Source organism: Shinella curvata, from assembly GCF_022899935.1.
Classification (GTDB): domain Bacteria; phylum Pseudomonadota; class Alphaproteobacteria; order Rhizobiales; family Rhizobiaceae; genus Shinella; species Shinella curvata.
Window position 1 is genome coordinate 911028 of record NZ_JALJCJ010000001.1, and the last position, 23174, is coordinate 934201.

A 23174-nucleotide genomic window follows, 5' to 3' on the forward strand; every position below is an offset into this window, starting at 1 on the left:
ATCAGCGCTCCCTCAGCGCGACATGCGCATTGTACCAGTTCATCAGGAGCGAGATGGCGATCGACAGCGCGAGATAGACGCCCATGAAGATCGCGATCGTCTCGATCGCCTGGCCGGTCTGGTTCATCACGGTGTTGGAGACCATGACGAGATCCGGATAACCGATGGCAATCGCCAGCGAACTGTTCTTGAAGACGGTTAGATAGGTGTTGGTGAGAGGGGGAATGATAATGCGCAGCGCCTGCGGCAGCACGACAAGCCGCATGGCCTTGCCCCGCGAAAGCCCCAGTGCAGCCGACGCCTCCCACTGTCCCTTGTTGACGGCCTGGATGCCGGCGCGCACGATTTCGGCGACATTGGCCGAAACGCTGAGCGCGAGGCCGAAGAGCAGCGCGACGAATTCCGGCCGCACATGCAGCCCGCCGGTCAGGCGGAATTTTCCTGCCGTCGGGAAATCCCAGTTCACCGCGACGCCATTTGCCAGCCACAACAGCAATGCAGGCACGAGGAGCGCTGCAAGCGCGATGAGCCCGCCGTGGTTGGACTGGCCGGTCGCCACGCGCCGGCGGGTCGAGGCGATGCGGATGGCAAGCGCTGCGGCAGCACCGCCGACAAGGCAGGCGAAGAGCGCGATCCCGCCCCTTTCAACAAGGGCGGCCGGCACGACGAGGCCGCTATTGGAGAGATAGACGCCCGGCAGCAGATGAAGTGCCTGCTTGACCGGCGGGAGGATCAGGATGATCAGCGAATACCAGAGGAAGAGATAGAGCAGCAGCGGCACATTGCGCAGAAGCTCGACATAGACGAGTGCCAGACGTGCCAGGAGCGGATTGTGCGAAAGGCGTGCAATGCCCACGCCAAGGCCGAGCATGGTACCGAAAATGGCCGCCAGCAGTGACACTTTCACCGTGTTGGCGATGCCGACGAGGATCGCCCGGCCGACCGTGTCGGTCGCCTCGAAGGCAATCGCCGACTCGGTGATGACGAAACCGGCCGGCCGCGTCAGGAAGTCGAAGCCCGTCGCGATGTTCTGCTTGGCGAGGTTGCCGCTCGCCGTCGAAAACATGGTCCAGCCGACGAGGGCCACGAAGCCGATCGCGACGATCTGGTAGAAATAGGCGCGAAAGCGCATGTCATGCAGGAAAGCCATGAATCCTCGCCGCCGACGTTGAGAAAAAAGAGGGCGCGCGCACCGCCATGCGCGCGCCCGGGTGATCGCTGAAGCATTCCGCGGTCAGGAGAGAAACCCGACGTCGCAAAATGCGGCAAGGCAGAAGACAGCGATCAGCGGATCGGCGGCGAGTAGATCAGGCCGCCGGCGTTCCACAGCGCGTTCGGGCCGCGCGTCAGGCCGAGCTTGGTGCCCTCGCCCACGTTGCGCTCGAAGACTTCTCCGTAGTTGCCGACGCTCTTGATGACGTTGTAGCCCCACTTGTTGTCGAGGCCGAGCATCTTGCCGAGCTCTTCCGTGGCGCCCAGCATGCGCTGCACATCCGGGTCCTCGCTCTTCAGCTTCTCATCGACATTCGCCTGGGTGATACCCTTCTCTTCAGCGGCCATCAGCATCCAGACCGACCAGGAAACGATGTCGCCCCACTGCGAATCGTTCTGGCGGAAGGCCGGGGCAAGAGGCTCCTTGGAGATCGTTTCCGGCAGAACGATATAGTCGGCCGGATTGTTGGCAACGGCGCGGATCGACGCGAGGTCCGAACGGTCGGACGTGATCGCCTCGCAGCGGCCGGAATAGAAGGCAGCGCGGTTTTCGTCCGGGCTTTCGAAGACGACGAGTTCGAACTTGCCGTTGATGGCACGGAAGAAATCGGAAATGTTCTGCGCCGTCGTGGTGCCCGGCAGGGTGCAGATGGCGGCTTCCGTCAGTTCCTTGGCGCTGGAGACGCCGAGCGACTTCGGCACCATCAGGCCCTGGCCGTCGTAAAACACCGTCGGGCCGAAATCGAGGCCGAGCGAGGCATCGCGGGAGAAGGTGTGCGTCGTCTGGCGCGAGAGAACGTCGATCTCGCCGGACTGCAACGCCTGGAAGCGCGTGTTGATGTTGGTCGGGACGAATTCGACCTTGTCGCCGTCGCCGAAGACGGCAGCGGCGATCGAGCGGCAGATATCCGCGTCGAAGCCCTGCATACGCCCCTTGTCGTCGGGGGCGGCAAAGCCCGGCGTTGCCAGCGAAACGCCGCAAACGAGCTTGCCGCGCGCCTTGACAGTTTCGAGCGTGGTTGCGGCCGAGGCCGAGCCGGCTGCGGCCAGGCCCAGTGCGGCGGCGCAAATCGAAAGAAGTGCCTGTTTCATGCTTCCCCTCCGGGTGTTGGTTGGGCCGGGAGCGCCAGCTCTACAACAGCGCCCCGACCAGTGTCGCGATCTCCCCGATCGCACAAATTGTGTACAATGATAGAAATCCAACAGCAACAGACTCGTATATAAAATCCGCATTACCGCACACGAAGCTTCCCGGCCAATGATCATCATCATATGCCGGAATTGCATGAAGGATGGGGTTTCGGCGCTATAGCGTCGTGTATGATGGCACACGGATGAAGAGCCGGATTGACAGGCGCCTAAAAAATACAATACCAAATTATATAGTATACAATAATTACAGCACATTCAGCCAAGCGAGGACATCGTGAAGATCAAGCTGATCAATCCGAACACCACACGCTCGATGACCGACCTTATCGCGGAGGCCGGCCGGGAGGTGGCCGCACCGGGTACGGAAATCATCGCTGCGACCTCGCTCTCCGGCCCCGCTTCCATCGAAGGGCATTTCGACGAGGCGATGAGCGTGCTCGGCCTCGTCGATGAAATCCTGGACGGCCCGCGGGCCGACGCCTACATCATCGCCTGCTTCGGCGATCCGGGCCTGATGGCGGCCCGCGAGATCACCGATGCACCGGTACTCGGCATCGCCGAGGCAGCCATGCACGCCGCCACCTTCATCGCCACGGGTTTTTCCGTGGTGACGACGCTCGAACGCACGCGCATCATCACCGAGCACCTCGTGCGCAGCTACGGCATGGAGCATCATTGCCGGCGCGTGCGCGCCACGGAGGTCGCCGTTCTGGAACTGGAAAATCCACAGTCGAACGCCCGCGCCACGATCCTCGCCGAATGTGAACGGGCGCTCGCCGAGGACCAGTCCTCCGCCATCGTGCTCGGCTGCGCCGGCATGGCCGATCTCGTGCGCTACCTCGAGGACAAGCTGCAGGTTCCCGTCATCGATGGCGTGGCGGCCGCTGTGAAGATGGCCGAAGCCCTGGTCGGCATGGGCCTCAAGACGTCCAAACGTGGCGACCTCGCCCCGCCATTGCCAAAACCCTATCGCGGCAAGCTCTCGGCCTATAGCCCGAAGGGTCCTGCGCTGATCGCAAGCTAGACGCCACCAACGGCTTTCTCCCGGACGACATGGCTGGAACGCGAATGTTCCGGCCCTGTCGTCGTTTCGAACAGCGCAGATCCCAAGGCTTTCGGCGATGAGCGGCAGGCGCGCACCCATGGCGCCTGGTTCTGATCGAATCCCTGCCAGCCCGGTCTTCCTATTCGAGGGATGCCCAACCCGTCAGACGGCCCGATTTTTTCCGTAAGCCGGCAGGAACAATCGAAGCCCCTGCCGGTTCAAGCTCCGTACCATGATGATTGGGCGTGATCGCACATGACGGAACAGTCCAAGCTCTTTCCCGAACACCGCAGGCTTTCGGGCGAGCGCTACACAATCGAAACCTTCCGCACGGCCTATGACCTTTCCGGGGCGGAGGCCAAGCGGCTTTTCGAAAAATTCGGCCCCTCGAAACGGGAGCTCGACCTCTTGATGCGCGCGCGCCGTGATCCCGAACAATTCCTGAATTTTTAAGGAAACGGCCATGACGAAGATCGACGCGCGGAACACGCCACCCCCATCCTCTCCCGACAAGAGCAAGATCGAAACCGATGCGAAGCCGGAGACGGAAGAGGAGAAGATCAAGCGAGAGCAGGCAACGAAGCCCGCGCTGATGCCGATCGGTGATCCCTCAGGGGCGGCGTGAAGGGCCGTCCGCCGCCTGTTCAGACCGCAGCCAGTCCCTCACGGGTTTTGGGAATCGGCTTGAACGTCATCGCGATCAGGAACGCACCGATGCCGATGCCCCAGGACCCGACATAGAGCCAGGTATAGCTGGCGAAGGTATCGTAGATCAGGCCGCCAGCGACCGGCCCCAGCGCCATGCCGAGACTGCCGGCCATGGCCGTGCCGCCGATGACCGTCCCCATCAGCCGCAGCGGGAAGTTTTCCCGGGCAATGACCGCATAGAGCGGCATCACGCCCGCATAGATGAAGCCGAAAATGCCCGCGACGAGATAGAACGAGGCAAGCCCGCCGGTGAAGACATAAGCGAGCGCACCGAAAGCCTGCGCCAGAAGGCCGATCACAAGAATATGCTTGGCGCCGAAACGGTCGCCGAGTACCCCGAACACCACACGGCCGCCCATCCCGGCCAGGCCCTCGACGGAGTAGATGGTCACGGCCGCGATCATCGGAATGCCGCAGGTGATGGCATAGCTCACCGTATGGAAAATCGGTCCCGAATGGGTGGCGCAGCAGAAGAAATTCGTCATGCAGAGGATGATGAATTGCGGCGAGCGCAGCACGTCGCGCGTCGTCATGCCGTCCTGCGGCTCGTCCGCCACGGCAAGGGCATCGTTGCCCGCTTCCAGCGCCGGCGGACGCTTGATGAGCAGGGAGACGGGGATCATCACCACCGCGACCACGACAGCGATGATCTGCATCGATGTACGCCAGTCATGGCCCGAGACCAGCCAGGCGGCAAACGGCGACATGGTCATCGGCGCCATGCCCATGCCGGCGGAGACCAGCGAGACGGCAAGGCTGCGATGCGTATCGAACCAGCCGGTGACGCAGGCCATCATCGGCGCGAAGACAGCGGCCGCAGCCACCCCGACGAGCAGGCCGAAGGTGAACTGGAAGGCCACAAGCGAGGTCGTGATACTGGCGGCAGCGAGGCTCGCGGCCAGCAACACCGAGCCCGCCAGTACCACAGGCCGCGGCCCCCAGCGGTCGGACAGACTGCCCCAAGCCATGCTGGCGAAAGCCATGGCGAGGAACCCGATGGTCATGGCGGTGGAAACGCCTGTCACCGACCAGCCGGTCTCCTTGGAAATCGGCAGCAGGAAGACCGGCAGCGAGAACATGGCACCGATGGCGATGCAGCCGAGCAGACCGCCCGCCGCCACGATCACCCAGCGATAATGCGTATGGATCATTGTCATCTCCTTCGCGGTCGCTCGGCCCGGCCGGAACCGCCCCAAACCCGATACTGATCGCGCGCCGTATTCCCGTCTCGAAAGCAGGGACAGGCGGGCACTCTACACCTTCCCGAAGCGGGCAAAAGCCGGAAGACATCAGCACCTACTCCCTGCCCGCCTCTCTGAAAGACGCTGTCCTTTTCCGTTTCCGACATCGGCAGCGTGAAATTTTGCGCTTTTGCAAAACGCACCTCGCTGCCATCTATTGTAGACGCCTCAAGGGTTCTCGTTGCTCTGTCCGGATACGGCCAATCCAGACTAGGCGGCATGCCTTTGCAGGCGGGAGTTACAAGTGTGACGGGAATGCAATGGACTCGATGATCACTGCCGCCGCCCGCGCGCTTGCCGCCGGCGATCCGCTCGGCGCACTGAACCGCGTGGCCCTGCGCGACGATGCCCCGGCGCTCGCGCTGCGCGGCATCGCCATGGCGCAGCTCGGCGATCTCGACCGGGCGAAAACACTCTTGAAAAGTGCCATCAGCGCCTTCGGGCCGCTCGAAACGGTGGCGCGGGCGCGGTGCATCGTGGCGGAAGCGGAGGTCGCGCTTGCCAGCCGCGACCTCACCTGGCCGGCCAAGGCGCTCGAGGCTGCCGGCGAAACACTCGCTGCCCATGGCGACAGCCTCAACGCCGCCCACGCCCGCACCCTTGCCATCCGCCGCCTGCTGCTGATCGGCCGGCTGGACGAGGCCAGCACCCGGCTTGCCGAAACAGATCCCGCCATCCTCGTCGCGCCGCTGCGCGCCGCCCACGAACTCGCCGCCGCCGGCATTGCCATCCGCCGCTTGCGCACGAAGGTGGCGCGAGATGCCTTCAACCGCGCGATCGATGCCGCCCGGCAAGCCCGTATCCCGGCGCTGCTGCACGAAATCGAACTCGCCGCGACGGTGTTGGAAAAGCCGGCCGCACGGGCAATCGCCAACGGCACGGAACGGCCCCTGCTACCCGACGACGTGGAAGCACTCTTTGCCGGCAAGGCACTGATCATCGATGCCTGCCGCCATGTCGTGCGCTGCGAGGCGGCCACCCTGTCGCTCGCCACGCGCCCGATCCTGTTTTCGCTGCTGCGCACAATGGCAGAGGCCTTTCCCGGCGATGCCAGCCGGGAAAAACTGCTCTTCAATGCCTTCCGCGCGCGGCATGCCGATGAATCGCATCGCGCCCGCCTGCGCGTGGAAATGGGCCGGCTGCGCGCCGAACTCGCGCCCTTCGCCGGGATCGAGGCGACCAGACACGGCTTCATGCTTTCGCCGCATGGCGACCGGCTGGTCACGGTGCTGGCGCCGCCGCTCGAAGAGCCGCATGCCGATATTCTCGCGCAGTTTGCCGATGGCGAGGCGTGGTCGAGCTCGGCGCTGGCGATTGCGCTCGGCACCAGCGCCCGCACCGTGCAGCGCGCGTTGGAACAGCTCCATGCGGCGGGGAAAGTGCAGGCGATTGGCAGCGGGCGCGCGCGGCGCTGGCTCACCCCGACGCCGGGTTCCTTCTCGACACTCTTGTTACTCCCGGCTCCGCTGCCGGGCGACTAAGATTGCGATCATCAACGATCCCAAGGAGATGACGATGACGACTTCGCAAGCCCAGATCCTGCGCGAATACGGCCCCTTCCCCGATGTGGAGCAGGTGGGCGGCGTAACCTATGACGGCAAGAAGGTGTGGTTTGCCGTCGGCGACCGGATCAACGCCCTCGATCCTGATAGTGGCAAGGTCGTCGGCGCCATCGCGCTCGCCGCGCATGCCGGCACCGCCTATGACGGCCGCCATCTCTTCCAGATCTCCGAGGATGTCATCCACAAGATCGACCCCGTCTCGGGCGCGGTGCTCTCCACCATTCCCGCCCCCGGCAAGGGCGGCGATTCCGGCCTCACCTGGGCGGAAGGGTCGCTGTGGGTCGGCGAGCATCGCAGCCGAAAAATCCACCAGATCGATCCTGAGACCGGCGCGATCCTCCGCACCATCGAGAGCAACCGCATGGTGACGGGCGTCACCTGGGTGGATGGCGAATTCTGGCACGGCACCTGGGAGGGAGACGAGAGCGACATCCGCCGGATCGATCCCGAAACCGGCGTGGTGCTGGAGACACTCGTCATGCCCGAGGGCACCGCGGTCTCCGGTCTTGAATCCGATGGCGGCGCGCGTTTCTTCTGCGGCGGCGGACGCAGCGGAAAGGTCCGCGTCGTCCGCCGTCCGGAACGTGTGTAAGCCTTAAAGACCGTGGGTGCCGTCGTAGCCGTTGACCGGCGGCGGCGCCCAGCCTTCCGGCCGGCCCTTGGGCTTGTAGATCTCGACGACCATGGGATGGCAGGCCGCCGTATCGGAAGAGTGCTCGGCCGAGCAATCGCCGCCGGGGCAAGCCGACATGCAGCCCAGAAGATCGATCTCTGCGAAGAATTCCAGATAATCGCCCGGCCGCACCGGGCTCGCCTTCATGAAATACTGGCCGGTGTCGCGCGTGAAGCCCGTGCACATGAAGACGTTCAGCACGTCATGCACATAGGCCTCCGCCTCGCGCGGCGCCATGCCGGTCTTCTTGGCGAAGGCGCGCGTCAGGTTGGAATGGCAGCAATGGTGGTACTGGCCGCCATGACTGAGCAGATTGTGCGTATAGGGATCGCAGCGCGTGCCGATCACGTCATGCACCGCGCCGCCGAACGCGTCGAAGCCGTACCAGTCGAGCGTGTCATGCGTGATGGTGGCGATGGGGCGCAGATAGGGAAAATTCGAGAAGAGCTGGTCGCCGAGGCCGACATGGGTGCCGTTCAGCGCCCGCGTCTTGCCGGTGTAGAGGCGTTCCTTGAGATCGTTGGCGTTGAAAAGGTTGAGGTCGCCGACCTGCGGGCCTTCCGAACAGACGATGCGGCAGAAATGCCCCGCCGGCACCGACCAGGTCGCGGCCTCACGCGGCGGCACGATCACGGTCTCGACCAGCGTGAGGTCGTCGCGCAGCGCACGGTAGGTGGAAAGATCCGGACGCGGCAGCGTCTCGACGGGGTAGCAGACGACCGGCTTGATTGCCTTGCGGGCGCTTGCATCGGCAGGGGCCGCGGTAATCGGATCTGGCTTCATGAAAATCCTCCCTCTCCTTCCCGGCGACACGTTCCGAACGGTGCTGCATGCCCCGAGAAGTCCATTTTTGTTGAATAACAAAAATATCATTGTTCAACAAGATCGGCCCCACGCGCAACACCGCGATTCGGGAGCTTTCCGCTAGCCACTCTCCTTCACCGTCTCCATCGCCACATTGGTGGAGGTGTTGGCAACGTAGGGCAGGTTCGAAATCCGCTCGCCCAGCACCAGCCGGTATTTCTTGATGTCGCGTGTGCGGATCTTCAGGAGATAGTCGAAGCGACCGGCGATCATATGGCACTCCTCCACCTCGCGGATCTTCTTCACCGCGGCGTTGAAGCTCGTCAGCGCCGCCTCGTGCGTGTGGGTCAGCTTCACCTCGGCAAAAGCGATGTGATCAAGGTTCATTTTCGATGGATTGAGGATCGCCTTGAAGCCCTGGATGAAACCTTCGGCGATCAGCCGCTTGAAGCGGTTCTGGCAGGGCGTCTTGGAAAGACCGACCTTCTCGGCGAGCTCCGCCACCGAGATGCGGCCGTTTTGCCCGAGTTCTTCGAGGATTTTCCGGTCGAAACCGTCCAGTGACCCATCAGGTTGCGAATTATCAATCAATCGGACCTCCATATGGCAAAAAATAGATCCATATAGCCTAAATCACGCAGATATGAAGTCCATCCGTTTTCAGGCCGCATGATATCAATTACGCCCAGTTTCCCGGAATGAACACTCCGAAACGCTGGCAGCAAAGCGCGTCGGCGACGGCGGCATTCCGGACCAAAGACCGGAGGAGATGGGATGCAAGCCAAGAACTTCGATGCTAGCATGCCGGCGGACCTTATCCGCCACTACAAGCCGCTCGCCATCCGGGCCGTCGTGGCAGCCTGCAGCATCAGGGCGGAGCGGTCCGAAAGCGCCGCGGAGCGTATGATGCTCCATGGCGCATCGGAGTTCGACGACGCCCCGTTCCGGGACGAGCCTGCCCCTGCCTTCATCCGCTGATCCCTTCAGACACCGAACGCTTCTCATAGGTCCTTCCATGCAGAATTCCGCAAACGCATCCGCCGCCCCGTTCTCCGATTTCGCCCCGCCGATCCGTCCGCAGAGCGCGCTGCGCCAGGCCATCACGGCCGCCTATCGCCGTCCCGAGACCGAGTGCCTGCCACCGCTGGTCGCCGCCGCCCGTGTTTCCGAGCGCGAGCGCTACGACATCCGCAGCACCGCCCGCACGCTGATCGAGGCGCTGCGCGCCAAGCACAAGGGCACGGGCGTGGAAGGCCTGGTGCAGGAATATTCGCTGTCGAGCCAGGAAGGCGTGGCGCTGATGTGCCTGGCCGAGGCGCTGCTGCGCATTCCCGATACCGATACGCGCGACGCGCTGATCCGCGACAAGATCGCCGAGGGTGACTGGACCTCCCATATCGGCGGCGGCAAGTCGCTGTTCGTCAACGCCGCGACCTGGGGCCTCGTCGTCACGGGAAAACTCACCTCCACCGTCAACGACCGGGGCCTGTCTGCAGCCCTGACCCGCCTCATCGCCCGTGCCGGCGAGCCGGTCATCCGCCGCGGCGTCGACATGGCCATGCGCATGATGGGCGAACAGTTCGTTACGGGCGAGACCATCGAGGAAGCGCTGAAGCGCTCCAAGCCGCTGGAAGCCCGCGGCTTCCGCTATTCCTACGACATGCTCGGCGAAGCCGCCACGACCTCGGCCGACGCCGAGCGCTACTATCGCGACTACGAAAACGCCATCCACGCGATCGGCAAGGCCTCCGGCGGGCGCGGTATCTATGAAGGCCCCGGCATCTCCATCAAGCTTTCGGCGCTGCACCCGCGCTATGTCCGCGCGCAGACCGCCCGCGTGATGGGCGAACTGCTGCCGAAGGTCATCAAGCTCGCCGCACTCGCCAAGAGCTACGATATCGGCCTCAACATCGACGCCGAGGAAGCCGACCGTCTGGAACTGTCGCTCGACCTCTTGGAAAGCCTGTGCTTCGATGAGGCGCTGAATGGCTGGAACGGCCTGGGCTTCGTCGTGCAGGCCTATGGCAAGCGCTGCCCCTTTGTGCTCGATTTCATCATCGACCTCGCCCGCCGCTCCGGCCGCCGCGTCATGGTGCGTCTCGTCAAGGGCGCCTATTGGGACGCCGAAATCAAGCGTGCGCAACTCGATGGCCTGGAAGGCTTCCCCGTCTATACGCGCAAGATCTATACCGACGTCGCCTATGTCGCCTGCGCGCGAAAACTTCTGGCCGCGCCGGATGCGATCTTCCCGCAGTTCGCCACCCACAACGCCCAGAGCCTCGCCACCATCTACCAGCTCGCCGGCCCGGATTTCGCCGTCGGCAAATATGAATTCCAGTGCCTGCACGGCATGGGCGAACCGCTCTATGACGAGGTCGTCGGCAAGGACAAGCTCGACCGCCCCTGCCGCATCTATGCGCCGGTCGGCACCCACGAGACGCTGCTCGCCTATCTCGTGCGCCGTCTGCTCGAAAACGGCGCCAACTCCTCCTTCGTCAACCGCATCTCCGACCCCAAGGTATCCGTGGAATCGCTGATCGCCGACCCGGTCGAGATTGTCGCCTCCATGCCCGTCGTCGGGGCGCAGCACGATCAGATCGCGCTGCCCGACGGCCTGTTCGGCGCCTCGCGCAAGAATTCCGCCGGCCTCGATCTGTCGAACGAAGAGACCCTTGTCGAGCTGTCGGCCGAATTGGCTGGCACCGCCGCGAAGCAATGGCATGCCGCCCCGCTTCTCGCGGACGGCAGCGCCGCCGGCGAAACGCAGAACGTGCTGAACCCCGCCGACCACCGCGACATCGTTGGCCGCGTCACCGACGCGAAGGCCGAGGATGCCGCCCGTATCGTCGCCATGGCCGCTGACAGCGTCGCAAGCTGGTCCGCCGTTTCGCCCGCCGACCGCGCCGCCTGCCTCGACCGCGCCGCCGATATCATGCAGGCCCGCATCGAGCCGCTGATGGGCGTCATCATGCGTGAAGCCGGCAAGTCGGCGGCGAACGCCATCGGTGAAGTGCGCGAAGCCATTGACTTCCTGCGCTACTATGCCGAACAGGCCCGCCGCACGCTTGGGCCCTCGCACCTGCCGCTCGGCCCGATCGTCTGCATCAGCCCGTGGAACTTCCCGCTCGCCATCTTCACCGGCCAGGTTGCCGCAGCGCTGGTCGCCGGCAACCCGGTTATCGCCAAGCCCGCGGAAGAAACGCCCATTGTCGCCTATGAAAGCGTGAAAATCCTGCACGAGGCCGGCGTTCCCCTCGGCGCGCTGCAGTTCACGCCCGGAGCCGGCGCCCTCGGTGCAGCCCTCGTCGGCGCGGACAAGACGGCCGGTGTCATGTTCACCGGCTCGACGGAAGTCGCCCGCCTCATCCAGGCGCAGCTTGCCGAACGTCTTTCCGCCAATGGCAAGCCGATCCCGCTGATCGCCGAAACCGGCGGCCAGAACGGCATGATCGTCGATTCCTCCGCACTCGCCGAGCAGGTCGTCGCCGATGTCATCGCCTCCTCCTTCGACAGCGCAGGCCAGCGCTGCTCGGCGCTGCGCGTGCTGTGCCTGCAGGACGACGTCGCCGACCGCACGCTCGCCATGCTGAAGGGTGCGCTTCAGGAACTGACGCTCGGCCGCACGGACAGCCTGAATGTCGATATCGGCCCCGTCATCACGGGCGAAGCGCGCGACAACATCGTCAGCCATATCGAGCGCATGCGTGGCCTCGGCAACAAGGTCGAACAGCTGCCGCTGCCGGCTTCCGCCGAACACGGCACCTTCGTTGCGCCGACGATCATCGAGATCAAGAAGCTTGGCGATCTCCAGCGCGAAGTCTTCGGCCCCGTGCTGCATGTCATCCGCTTCCGCCGCGCCGATCTCGACCGGTTGATCGACGACATCAACGCCTCGGGCTACGGCCTCACCTTCGGCCTGCACACGCGCCTCGACGAGACGATCGCGCATGTCACCAGCCGCATCAAGGCGGGCAATCTCTATGTGAACCGCAACATCATCGGCGCCGTGGTCGGCGTGCAGCCCTTCGGCGGCCGCGGCCTCTCCGGCACCGGCCCCAAGGCCGGCGGCCCGCTCTATATCGGCCGCCTCGTGCAGAAGGCACCGGTGCCTCCGCAGCAGGATTCGGTGCATACCGACCAGGCGCTGCGCGATTTCATCTCCTGGCTCGACCGCAAGGGCAAGGCCGCCGAAGGCGAAACCGCCCGCAGCTTCGCCAACCGCTCGGCGCTCGGCCTGGTACGCGAACTCGCGGGCCCCGTCGGCGAACGCAACCTCTATGCCCTGCACGCCCGCGGCAACGTGCTGCTCGTGCCGAAGACGGAAGCCGGCCTGCTGCGCCAAATCGCAGCCGGCCTCGCCACCGGCAACATGCTGGCCATCGACAGTGTGGATGCGCTGAAGCCGGTGCTCGCCGACCTGCCCGCTTCCGTCGCCGCCCGTCTCGTTTGGACAGCCGACTGGTCCAAGGACGGCCCGTTTGCCGGCGCACTGGTGGAAGGGGATGCGGAAGCGGTTCGCGCCGTCAACCGCAAGATCGCCGCCCTGCCCGGTCCGCTGGTTCTGGTGCAGGCTGCGACCACCGAAGAATTGCAGAGCGACCCGGACGCCTATTGCCTCAACTGGCTGCTGGAGGAGGTTTCGACCTCGATCAACACGGCCGCCGCCGGCGGCAATGCTAGCCTGATGGCCATCGGCTGAGCCGGACCACCAATTCGATCTCATGCGAAGGCCTGCGAAAGCGGGCCTTTGTGCTTTATGCCGTTGCCAGCGAGAGCGCGGCCAGAACCGCCGCCGACCGATGTTCGAGTTCCCGGGAGGCAATATCGCGCGCGACATTCTCGGCGACGAAGACGGCATGTTCCGTCACCTGCGGCAGGCCCATCAATTCGCCAAACATTCCGCGTGCGAGCGGGCCGGCGATGTAGAGCGATTCTGCGACCGCTCCGTCGGCGCCGACGGCATGGCTTTGCCGATCGACAGCCAGCCCGAGACCGACGGCATCGGCCCGCAGCACACCCGCCTTGCCGAGCCCGGTCAGGAACGGCTGGCTTGACAGGACGCCTCCATGCCCCGGCCCCGTCGTTACCACGACGGCATCATACTGGTCGTCGAACGTGCCGCGCCCATGACGCAGCCGGAACCGAACCTCGATCGCATCGTCCGCCCCGCGCTGGACATCGCTGACGGACGCCGCATGGAAGGCGTACTGCCCATCGGCAATCCCCCGTTCTATGACAGCCTCGACCTGCGGCGCGATGCGGAAGCGGTGGACATCCCAATGGGAACGCAGGAAGCGCAACAGCCGGCGTTGCTCTATGACCGGCAAGGCTTGCCAGATGTTCCGGCCCTGCGCACGCAGCCGGTCGAAGACCGCATGCCATGTCACGCCGGCCCCCTCGGCGTCAGCAATGGTCTGCCGCACGCGCCGCAGCAATTCACGGGCCGACCGCGCCGGCGGCAGGGCAAAGTCGCCGAACGGATCCTGCGCAAGCAGGTTGTGACCGCGCGAACGCAGGCCGCGGCGGGAAATGGCGGTGATCGGCCCCGTGTGCCCGGCCGCATCCAGCGCGGCAATCACGTCCGCCGCCGTCAACCCCGCGCCGACGACGAGAACGCGATCCCCAGGCCGAATGCCGGACAAGGCGCCGGGCACCGTGGCATCCGGGACATAACGCGGATGGCCGGCCAACTGTCGCGTGAGCGCTGCGGGCGCCTGCGGACTTGGATGCGTCGCCGCGAGGATAACGAGATCGGCGAGCAAGCTTGATCCGTCCTCGGCTTCGATGCGCCACCGTGCTCCGCTTTTCTCGATGGCGCGGACGAGATTGCGGTGATGCTCCACCGCGCCATCGTCAAGCAATGGCTGGAGCTGCGTGGTGACATAGCGGCCGAAGTCCGAGCGGCGGGCAAAAACATGTCCATCCGCCGTGGTCGCCTCCGCATCGTCCTTCAGCACATCCGTCTCGAAAAGCCAGCGCTGAAAATGTTCGTCGTCACCGGGAACGAGCGTCATGCGCGAAGCCGGCACGTTGATTCGGTGGACAGGTTCGACGGTATCGTAAGCGAGGCCGCCACCAAGGACGGCGCGCGGCTCGTAGATCACGATTCGCGCCGCCTCCTGCGGCAAGAGCCGGACGAGATGGTAGGCAAGCGCCGCCCCCGTGAAGCCGCCTCCAACGATGGCGACGACAGGGCGATGGACGGAAGGAGGGGTCTTGGGCGCAGCAACCATGGTTCAGCTCCAGCGGTTTCCCGCCATGTTAGGCACCGACCGATTTCAACGCCGGTACCGCCTCAGCCTCGCGGCGCTTCACCGCTTCGATATCGCGATAGCCGTCGGCCGGATGCGCCTTCGGCAGGTATGGTCCGTCGCCGAAAAGCTTTTCGCGCAATGTACCCTCCTTGTAAGCCGTCGGATAGGCGCCACGCTTCTGCAGTTCCGGCACAATATGGGCAACGACGTCCTCGAAACTATCGGGTGTCACGGCATAGGCAAGATTGAAGCCGTCGACATCGGTGTCCTCGACCCATTCCTGAAGAATATCGGCGATACGCTGCGGCGAGCCGACAAAGACCGGTCCCATGCCGCCGATACCGCCGAACTGCGCAAGCTCGTCGATCGTCCACGACTTGTCGCCACCGGCAATATGCTCGACGAAGGAATGGATGGCGTTGGTCTCGATCTTCTCCACCACATCATCAGGGGCATACTGGCCGAAGTCGATGCCGCTCCAGCCGGACATGAAGGTGAGCGAGCCGTCATAGGAGACGTAGCTCTTGTAGTCCTCGAACTTCTTCTGCGCCTTCGCCTCCGTCTCGTCGGTGATGACGGTGACCAGCGTGTAGATATAGACCTTCTTCGGATCGCGGCCGGCGGCGGCGATGCGCTGGCGGATATCGGCGACATAGGCTTTCAGCACGGATTTCGTGGGAGCGGCGACGAAGATGCATTCGGCATGCCCGGCCGCAAAGGCCTTGCCCGGACCGGAGGCGCCAGCCTGATAGAGCACCGGCGTGCGCTGCGGTGACGGTTCGGTCAGGCCATAACCCGGCACCTCGAAGAACTTGCCCTTATGAGCAATCTCATGGACCTTTTCCGGATCGGTGAAGATGCGGTTGTTGCCGTCGCGCACGACCGCGCCCTCCTCCCAGGAGCCCTCCAGCAGCTTGTAGAGCACCTCGACATATTCGGCGGCAACCTCGTAGCGGTTGTCATGCCGGCGAAGGCCGCCCTGCCCGACATTCTTTGCCCCGCTCTCCAGGTAGGACGTAACGATATTCCAGCCGACGCGGCCTTTGGAATGATGATCCGCCGTCGCAAGGCGACGAGCGAAGGTATACGGGTGCTCGAAGGAGGTGGAGGCCGTGATGCCGATGCCGAGATGCTTCGTCGCAAGCGCGATGGGAGCCGCCAGCTGCAAGGGATCATTGACCGGGATTTGCGCGGCCTGATGGATCGCGTGATAGTTCGAGCCCTTGTAGACGTCGTAGTAGCCGATGACATCGGCGATGAAGATGCCGTCGAAAATGCCACGCTCAAGGGTGCGGGCGAGATCCTGCCAATAGTCCAGGTCCTTGTATTTGAAGGACTTGTCGCGTGGATGGGCCCACAGGCCCGGTGACTGGTGGCCGACGCAGTTCATGTCGAAGGCGTTGAAACGGATGTGGCGTGCCATTGGTATCTCCGGCGTCTCTGGAATGCCTCGCGGCATCGATTTCACCCGACGATAACGCTTGCCGCCCACAAATACAGAAATTCTATCTTTTATATAGATTAATTTCCGAAATGACTTTTCACCGCTCGAAAAAAGGCCGCAACCCCGAGAGATTGCGGCCAGGCGACCACCCCCACCACGAGGGTAGATTTCAGAGCGCGCCGTTGCGCGGCGGCGCCACACCGTTCAGGTGATAGTTGCCGACAACGTGGTATTTCCAGCGCACCGGATCGTGCAGCGTGTGCGTGCGCGCATTGCGCCAGTGGCGCTCCAGATTAAGGCCACGCTTGGTGGCGGAAGTTCCCGCCAGCTCGAACAGGACATTGGTCGCGTCGATGGCAAGCTCTGTCGTCAGCACCTTCGCGGCGGCAACGGCGAGTGTGGCGGCAACGGAATTCTCCTGGCTGAGATTGACCTGCGCCAGATCGACCTTTCGCCCTGCCCGCTCCAGCACCGCCTCGGCCGCCTCGATACGGATGGCCAGTTCACCGATGCGTGAAATGGTCAGTGGATCGTCCGCCGCGCGCTCGACGCCGCTGTCCGTCCAGGGCCGCGCCTTGTCGCGCACATAGCCGATCGTCTCCTTCAGCGCCGCGCGTGCAATGCCGAGGTCGACACCCGCATGGATGATCTGGCCAACCGAGCCGATCGTGCCGGGGCGCTCGAACCCCTTCTGGTGCTGCACGACCGCGTCGGCCGGCACATAGACGTCGCGCAGGATCGTCGTGCCGCTGCCCGTGGTGCGCTGGCCGAAGCCGTCCCAGTCGTCGACGATCTCGATGCCATCCGTGTCGCGTGGCGCAAACGACATCGTCAGGCGCTCGCTCTCGTCGAGCGCGAAAATCGTCACCCAATGGGCGAAAAGCACGCCGGTGGAATAGAACTTACGGCCATTGATGCGGAAGCCAGCGCCATCGGGCGTGATGCGCGTATTGTAGTTGCCCACCGTCCGGGTGCCGACCTCGGACAGCGCATTGCCGAAACGGTCGCCTGCAAGCGCGCGACCGAAATAGAAGCGCTTTTGCGCGTCACTGCCGTCATGCCGCAAGGCCTCGAGAATGTAGAAATGGTTTTGCGGGATCTGGCCGATGGAGCTGTCGGCCTCCGAGAGGATCGCCGTCACCTCGGCCAGGACTGCATTCGACACATCGATGCCGCCGAACTCGGCCGGCACGGTGATCGCAAGCAGGCCCGAGGCGGAGAGCCGGTCGAGCTCCTCATAAGGCAGCGCCCGCTCATAATCCCGGCGGCTGGCGCCGGCGACGAATTCGGCGGCCAGCGTGCGGGCAACGTCGAGCGCTTCTTCCTCGCTCGCAATGCGATGGGCGGCCTGTTGCTGTTCGGCGAGCTTGATGACGCTGCTCATGACGGGTCCTTTCAAAGGCGAGGCCAGAGCCTCAGATGATATATTCAGGCTCACTGACGCTCTGATCCATGGTGACGCCCGGCAATGCCGTGTGCCGCCGGCCGACCGTCCGCGCGGGAACACCGACGACGGAGCTGTAAGGTGCGACGGGTGACACCACGACGCTGCCAGCGCCGACCTTGGCGCCGATCCCAATCTCGATATTGCCGAGGATTTTTGCGCCAGCACCGATCAGCACGCCGCGACGCACTTTCGGGTGGCGATCGCCCGTCTCCTTGCCCGTGCCGCCGAGCGTGACGTTCTGGAGGATCGAGACCTCGTCCTCCACAACCGCGGTCTCGCCGATGACGAGACCGCTGCCATGATCGAGCATGACACCACGTCCGACGACAGCTGCCGGGTGGATGTCGATGCCGAAGGCTTCCGAAATCCGGCTCTGGATGTGTCGGGCCAGGTGCTTGCGGCCGTTCGCCCAGAGCCAGTGTGCGATGCGGTAGCCTTGCAGCGCTGAAAAACCCTTGAAGTAGAGGAAGGGCGTCAGCACCTCGGCATTGCTCGGATCACGATCCTTCACCGCCTGGAGATCGGCTGCCGCCGCGCCCAGCAGGCCCGGCCGGTCCATATAGGCGCCGTGGATCAGAGCCAGCAGCTCGTCGCGGTCGATATCGTGGTCAGCAAGCTTGATGGCCAGCCGGTGTGACAGCGCGTGGCCGAATCCGGCATGCATCAGCACGGCCGAATTCATCGCCCGCGCCAGCGCGGTATCGCGGTGGACGGCGGCATTCGCTTCCAGCCGCAGCGTATCCCAGAGCGCGGAGACCTCCCGGCGGGCGGCGTCCTCGACGGGGAGAAAGACAATGTTGCTTTCCTGTCCTTGCATGGAACGACCCTCGTGACGGCAGGTGCTGCAGCTCTCGTTATTCAGGCCTTGACCGGTTTTTCCAGAAGATGGAGCAGGTCGGCGTGGTGCTTTGCGGCAACATCGGGATGCGAGCGCAGACGGCTCTTCAGATGATTGATGCCGACTTCGCGGAAGATGGGATTGAGCGGATCGACCGTGACGCCGCGTTCGGCACGCTTGAGCTCCTCGGGCAAGGGAATGACGGGGATCGTCGCGTCGTAGCGAGCGCCGAGGAAGAAGGCGACGGAGAAACGCTCCACGCCGGCCGGCGGCGTGACCACGTCATGCACGTCCGCGCGCACGAAACCGTTTGTCGCCAGCTCGAGAAGCTCGCCGCTGTTGATGATGAAGGTGCCGGGCACCGGCGGCGCCTCGATCCAGACGCCCTCCTCCGTGCGGATGCGCAGGCCCGGGGTCGTATCCTGCAACAGCACGGTTACGAAGCCGCCATCCTTGTGCGCTCCAACACCCTGATCGCTGCCGGCAGCCTCACGGCCGGGATAACGGATGATCTTCAGGAGCTGCGAGGGCGACGGCTCGTAGATATCGGCAAAGGCATTTTCCGGCTGGCCGAGCGCAAGCGCGATGGCCTTCAGGACGTCGATACCGATGCGGGTGACTTCCGCCTGGTAGCGCAAAAGCAGCGGCTTCAGCTCCGGCAGGGCCTCCGGCCACTGGTTGGGGCCGAAAAGCCGGTTCCATGGCGTCTCGGGCCCGGATGCCACCGGCGTGCCTTCCGTATTGATGTCGAGCTGCTCACGCCAATCCTGCTCGCCGCGTGTGCGCTCGTAGCCGGCGCGATTGTAGCCCCGGAAATGCGAGGACTTCACCATCTCGATCGCCAGCTTGTCGGCTTCCGGCAGCGCGAAAAAGCGTTTCGAAGCCGCCAGCACATCGTCGATCAAACTTTGCGGCACACCGTGGCCGGTGAGATAGAAGAAGCCGTGATCGTGCAGGACACGCGTCAGCTCCCTGACGAAGCCCTGCCGCTCCGTGGCGTCACCATAGAAGCGGGAAAAGTCGATCGTCGGCAGGTGGACAGGTTTCGTATGGATGGTCATGGGCTCTCGCTCCTCCAGAACATGTTTGTTTCGTGCGCGTGGCAGGCGGGGCGGAACGGGTCTTCGATGCCGATCGAACCTGTCGCCGAGATGCGCATCGCCGCAAGCCTTTGAATGAAATCAGGTGGCCCCAAACCTATTGTCGATAAATTCTATAGGCAAAGAAATTTATTCCATCTATCAGGCGGCTGCGAAAAAAGACCTGATGTCACGACTGCCCCGCCCCGGCACGAAACCCTGCCGCCGGATGGCGGGCCGGCAACCGATCACCCTCGCCAAACAACCGGTTGCGCAGGCTTGCCTCGCCATAGGCCGTCTTGTAGCGCCCACGCTCCTGCAGCAACGGCACGACGAGAGCGATGAAATCCTCATAGCTTTCCGGCGTCACCGTTCGTGCGAGATTGAAACCATCCACCTCACCTTCGTCGATCCATGCCTCGAGTGCGTCGGCAACCTGGTTGGCATCCCCGACGATGAGCGGGTAACGCCCACCGAGCGCCATGCCCGAGAGGATGGTGCGCTTCGTCCAGCCGCGCTCACGCGCCAGATCGACAGAAGTCTGGACGAAATTCCCTTTGCCGTAGGTGATGGGCTCGTCGAGCTCATATTGCGAGAAATCGATGCCGGTGCCGGCTGAGAAATGCGCAAGCCCCGCCTCCGGGCTGGCATGGCGCGCATAGTCCTCGTATTTTTCCCGTGCCGCCTTTTCCGTGCGGTCCACCACGACGGTAAGGCCCGCAAAGATGCGCACGTCCGTGGGTCGCCGCCCCGCCTCAGCCGCCCCCTGCCGGATCGCGCGCGAGGCCGTGCGGGCAACCGCGATTTCCGGCGACGAGATGAAAACGCATTCGGCGTGCCGTGCGGCAAACTGTCGGCCACGACCGGATGTGCCGGCCTGATAGAGAACGGGCGTACGCTGGCGGGACGGTTCCGAGAGATGATAGCCCTCCGCCTTGAAGTACGTGCCCTCGTGCCGGATTTTCCGCACCTTGGCCGGATCGGCATAGACGCGTGTGGCACGGTCGCGCCGCACGGCATCGTCATCCCAGCTGCCTTCCCACAGCGCATAGAGCAGATCGAGACATTCATCGGCGCGGTCGTAGCGGCTGTCGTGCTCAGCGAGTGCAACCTGTCCCACGGCGCGCGCAGCGCTGTCGAGATAGCCTGTCACGATGTTCCAGCCGATGCGGCCGTCCGTCAGGTGATCCAGCGTTGAGAGGCGCCGAGCGAAAATATAGGGCTCCTCGGCATGCACGTTGACGGTCACGCCGAAGCCGAGCCCCTTCGTCACCGCCGCCATCGCGGAGACCAGCATCAGAGGATCGTTGACCGGAAGCTGGATGGATTCGCGCAGCGTCAGGTCGACCGACTGCTGGTAGACGTCATAGACCCCGACGATATCGGCAAGGAAGAGCCCGTCGAACAGCCCACGCTCCAGGGTCGCGGCGAGCGATGTCCAGTAGTCCAGCCTGGTGTAGTCGCTCGAACGGTCGCGAGGATGCGTCCAGAGCCCGTGATTGATGTGGCCGACGCAGTTCATGTTGAACGCGTTGAGCAGGATTTCCTTTGCCATGGACCGGTTCAGATCCAGGAATGCAGCGGCGGCTGCACACCGTTGAGATAATATTGCCCCACGGCATGGAACTTCCAGCGCACCGGATCGTGCAGGGTGTGCGTGCGGGCATCGCGCCAGAAGCGGTCGAGATTGTGCGCGCCGAGTGTCGAGCGTGTACCGGCGAGTTCGAAGAGCTTGTTGGCGGCGGCAAGCGCAATTTCGGTCGTCAGTACCTTGGCTTCCGCCACGGCAATCTTCGCCTTGCCGATCGTCTCGTCGTTGACATCGGCAATCGTCTCGTCGAGTTGCCGGCCGGCGCGGTCCAGGAGAGCCTCGGCCGCATGCAGGCGGATCTTCAGGTCGCCGATGGCGGCAATCGTATAGGGATCGTCGCCGGCCCGATCCGAGCCGCTGTCGATCCAGGGTCTGGCATGGTTGCGCACCAGATCGATCGTCGCCGCGATGGCGCCGCGCGCGATCCCGGCATCGATGGCCGCATGGATAAGCTGGCTTTGCGGACCGACGGCGCTCTGGTTCTCGTAGACGATATGGGCCGGCAGCACGCGGCTTGCGGGAATGGCGACCTCATCGAGGATCACCGTGCCGCTGGCCGTGGTGCGCTGACCGAAGGCGGACCAGTCGTTGACGACCTCCAGCCCCGCCGCATCGCGATCCGCGACCGCGACGACGACATGGCCCTCCTCATCCAGCGCCACGATGGGCACGAGATGGGCGAAGAGCGCGCCCGTCGAATAGAATTTTTTGCCCGAGACCACGAAGTGATCGCCCTTGCGGACAAGCTTCGTCTCGAAGGCCTCGACATTCTTGCCGCCGAATTCGGAGAAGGCATTGCCAAGGCGTTTTCCGGAAAGCACCGCGCCGAACAGTTCGCGCTTCTGCGTCTCGCTACCCGTCTGCCTGATCACATCGATGATTTCGAAGCTGTTTTGAGCAATCTGCGTCAAGGAGGGGTCGCCGGCGGCAAGGATCGCGAAGACGTTTGCAAGTGTGACCTGCGATACGCCGGCACCGCCGTATTCTCTGGGAATGGTGATGCCCCAAAGCCCGCTCTGCGAAAAAAGATCGACCTCGCGGAAGGGCAGCCGCCGCTCGCGATCCCGTTCCTTCGCCTCGGCGGCAAAGAGCGGCCGGAGCTGCTCGGCGACAGCGATCGCCTCCGCATCGTCGCGGATGACATGGGCGGGTGCCACCGGCGGATTGGGCAGCCAGCCCGGTTCGCCCGGCTCTGCATGGGTGGAAGGACGGGTTGCGTGCGCGGTGTTCGCGGTCATGGATCTTTTGCCATCTGTCTGAGAAGAAGGCCGGGCTGCGACTGGCACAGCCCGGCGGCGAAGGGCGGAAAATCAGAAGGCGGCGACCACCTGTCCCTTGTAGCGCTCCTCGATGAACTTCCGCGTCTCCTCACTGTTGAGCACCTTGGCGAGCTTGGCGACGCGCGCGTCGTTCCTGGTCTCCGGGCGCGTCACGAGATATTCGCTCCACACGTTGTAGCCGTCCTGACCACGATCGATGAGCAGCGACTTGGTGATGTCCAGCTTGGCCTCGAAGACATAGTTGCCGTTGAGGGCCGCCAGATCGACTTCACCCAGCGCACGCGGCAGGAGCGCGGATTCCAGTTCGACGATCTTCAGGTTCTTCGGGTTCTCGACGACGTCCTTGATGGTCGGCAGCGCATCCTCCGGCGAGGTGAGTTCCGGCTTGCCGGAGACCTTGATCAGTCCGAGCTTCTGGAGCAGCAGCAGGCCGCGCCCGCCATTGACCGGGTCGTTCGGGATCGCGACGGTCGCGCCGTCAGCGAGCTTGTCGACGGCATCGATCTTCGTCGAATAGGCGACGAAGGGCTCGATATGCACGGGCACGATCGGCACCAGTTCCGTGCCGCGCTGCTTGTTGTAGTCGTTCAGGAACGGTCTGTACTGATAGTAGTTGGCGTCGAGCTCACCCGAGACGAGCTGCGCGTTCGGCTGGATGTAGTCCGTGAAGACGCGGATATCGAGATCGAGGCCCTCCTTGGCGAGGATCGGCTTCACGAATTCGAGGATTTCAGCATGCGGAATGGCCGTGGCCCCGACAACGAGGGTTTCATCGGCCTTGGCCGGGCCGAAGGCGGCAAGAGCAAGGCCGGCTGCGATGGTGATGGATTTCAGGATGCGCATA

20 protein-coding genes are annotated in these 23174 nt (G+C 64.0%); 7 read left to right on the forward strand and 13 right to left on the reverse strand.

The genetic code is table 11. From position 1 onward, the window contains the following. Position 1: 1 nt before the first annotated feature. Positions 2-1150 (reverse strand): amino acid ABC transporter permease, encoded by a 1149-nt coding sequence (locus MUU55_RS04330; protein WP_244759521.1) that lies wholly within the window; start codon positions 1148-1150, stop codon positions 2-4. A 134-nt stretch (positions 1151-1284) separates the two neighbouring features. After that, a complete protein-coding gene (locus MUU55_RS04335) occupies positions 1285-2304 on the reverse strand; it encodes an amino acid ABC transporter substrate-binding protein (protein WP_244759522.1) in 1020 nt (339 codons plus the stop codon). A 334-nt stretch (positions 2305-2638) separates the two neighbouring features. On the opposite strand from MUU55_RS04335, the gene MUU55_RS04340 reads away from it, so the two are divergent. The 3 genes from MUU55_RS04340 (at position 2639) to MUU55_RS04350 (ending at position 4034) form a co-directional block, all read left to right on the forward strand. Continuing rightward, the gene (locus MUU55_RS04340; RefSeq protein ID WP_303278266.1) at positions 2639-3388 is read left to right on the forward strand and encodes an aspartate/glutamate racemase family protein; all 750 of its coding nucleotides are present in this window, start codon (positions 2639-2641) and stop codon (positions 3386-3388) included. Positions 3389-3664: 276 nt separating this feature from the next. Continuing rightward, complete coding sequence (locus tag MUU55_RS04345; RefSeq protein ID WP_244759523.1) at positions 3665-3862, forward strand: hypothetical protein; 198 nt, start codon at positions 3665-3667, stop codon at positions 3860-3862. 10 nt (positions 3863-3872) lie between these two features. Next, positions 3873-4034 (forward strand): hypothetical protein, encoded by a 162-nt coding sequence (locus MUU55_RS04350; RefSeq protein ID WP_244759524.1) that lies wholly within the window; start codon positions 3873-3875, stop codon positions 4032-4034. A 19-nt stretch (positions 4035-4053) separates the two neighbouring features. On the opposite strand, the gene MUU55_RS04355 is transcribed toward MUU55_RS04350, so the two are convergent. Then, a complete protein-coding gene (locus MUU55_RS04355) occupies positions 4054-5268 on the reverse strand; it encodes an MFS transporter (RefSeq protein ID WP_244759525.1) in 1215 nt (404 codons plus the stop codon). A 350-nt stretch (positions 5269-5618) separates the two neighbouring features. On the opposite strand from MUU55_RS04355, the gene MUU55_RS04360 reads away from it, so the two are divergent. Both MUU55_RS04360 and MUU55_RS04365 read left to right on the forward strand, forming a co-directional pair. After that, positions 5619-6839 (forward strand): helix-turn-helix domain-containing protein, encoded by a 1221-nt coding sequence (locus MUU55_RS04360; protein ID WP_244759526.1) that lies wholly within the window; start codon positions 5619-5621, stop codon positions 6837-6839. A 34-nt stretch (positions 6840-6873) separates the two neighbouring features. Then, positions 6874-7512, forward strand: coding sequence for an NHL repeat-containing protein (locus MUU55_RS04365; protein ID WP_244759527.1), 639 nt, complete (start codon positions 6874-6876; stop codon positions 7510-7512). A 3-nt stretch (positions 7513-7515) separates the two neighbouring features. Here MUU55_RS04365 and MUU55_RS04370 read toward each other — a convergent pair whose 3' ends face one another. Further along, positions 7516-8376 (reverse strand): urea carboxylase-associated family protein, encoded by an 861-nt coding sequence (locus MUU55_RS04370; protein ID WP_244759528.1) that lies wholly within the window; start codon positions 8374-8376, stop codon positions 7516-7518. 141 nt (positions 8377-8517) lie between these two features. Then, positions 8518-8988: an Lrp/AsnC family transcriptional regulator gene (locus tag MUU55_RS04375; protein ID WP_244759529.1), complete on the reverse strand. Its 471-nt coding sequence runs from the start codon at positions 8986-8988 to the stop codon at positions 8518-8520. Positions 8989-9171: 183 nt separating this feature from the next. Here MUU55_RS04375 and MUU55_RS04380 point away from each other — a divergent pair, with 183 nt between their 5' ends. Then, a complete protein-coding gene (locus MUU55_RS04380) occupies positions 9172-9375 on the forward strand; it encodes a hypothetical protein (protein ID WP_244759530.1) in 204 nt (67 codons plus the stop codon). A 37-nt stretch (positions 9376-9412) separates the two neighbouring features. Beyond that, entirely contained in the window at positions 9413-13096 is a 3684-nt protein-coding gene (gene putA / locus MUU55_RS04385) for a trifunctional transcriptional regulator/proline dehydrogenase/L-glutamate gamma-semialdehyde dehydrogenase (protein ID WP_244759531.1), read from the forward strand. A gap of 55 nt (positions 13097-13151) precedes the next feature. On the opposite strand, the gene MUU55_RS04390 is transcribed toward putA, so the two are convergent. From MUU55_RS04390 to MUU55_RS04425, 8 genes are all read right to left on the reverse strand, one after another. Then, a complete protein-coding gene (locus MUU55_RS04390) occupies positions 13152-14630 on the reverse strand; it encodes an FAD/NAD(P)-binding protein (RefSeq protein ID WP_244759532.1) in 1479 nt (492 codons plus the stop codon). Between the two features lie 28 nt (positions 14631-14658). Beyond that, positions 14659-16074, reverse strand: a complete 1416-nt coding sequence (locus MUU55_RS04395; RefSeq protein WP_244759533.1) for an LLM class flavin-dependent oxidoreductase — start codon at positions 16072-16074, stop codon at positions 14659-14661. A 190-nt stretch (positions 16075-16264) separates the two neighbouring features. Then, on the reverse strand, positions 16265-17479 hold the full coding sequence (locus MUU55_RS04400) for an SfnB family sulfur acquisition oxidoreductase (protein WP_244759534.1): 1215 nt from the start codon (positions 17477-17479) through the stop codon (positions 16265-16267). A 31-nt stretch (positions 17480-17510) separates the two neighbouring features. Then, entirely contained in the window at positions 17511-18359 is an 849-nt protein-coding gene (gene cysE, locus MUU55_RS04405; RefSeq protein WP_244759535.1) for a serine O-acetyltransferase, read from the reverse strand. Between the two features lie 41 nt (positions 18360-18400). After that, the gene (locus MUU55_RS04410; protein WP_244759536.1) at positions 18401-19441 is read right to left on the reverse strand and encodes an isopenicillin N synthase family dioxygenase; all 1041 of its coding nucleotides are present in this window, start codon (positions 19439-19441) and stop codon (positions 18401-18403) included. A 208-nt stretch (positions 19442-19649) separates the two neighbouring features. Further along, positions 19650-21014, reverse strand: a complete 1365-nt coding sequence (locus MUU55_RS04415) for an LLM class flavin-dependent oxidoreductase (RefSeq protein WP_244759537.1) — start codon at positions 21012-21014, stop codon at positions 19650-19652. Positions 21015-21022: 8 nt separating this feature from the next. Then, positions 21023-22288, reverse strand: a complete 1266-nt coding sequence (locus MUU55_RS04420) for an SfnB family sulfur acquisition oxidoreductase (protein ID WP_244759538.1) — start codon at positions 22286-22288, stop codon at positions 21023-21025. Between the two features lie 72 nt (positions 22289-22360). Next, entirely contained in the window at positions 22361-23173 is an 813-nt protein-coding gene (locus tag MUU55_RS04425; protein WP_244759539.1) for a MetQ/NlpA family ABC transporter substrate-binding protein, read from the reverse strand. Position 23174 lies beyond the last annotated feature (1 nt).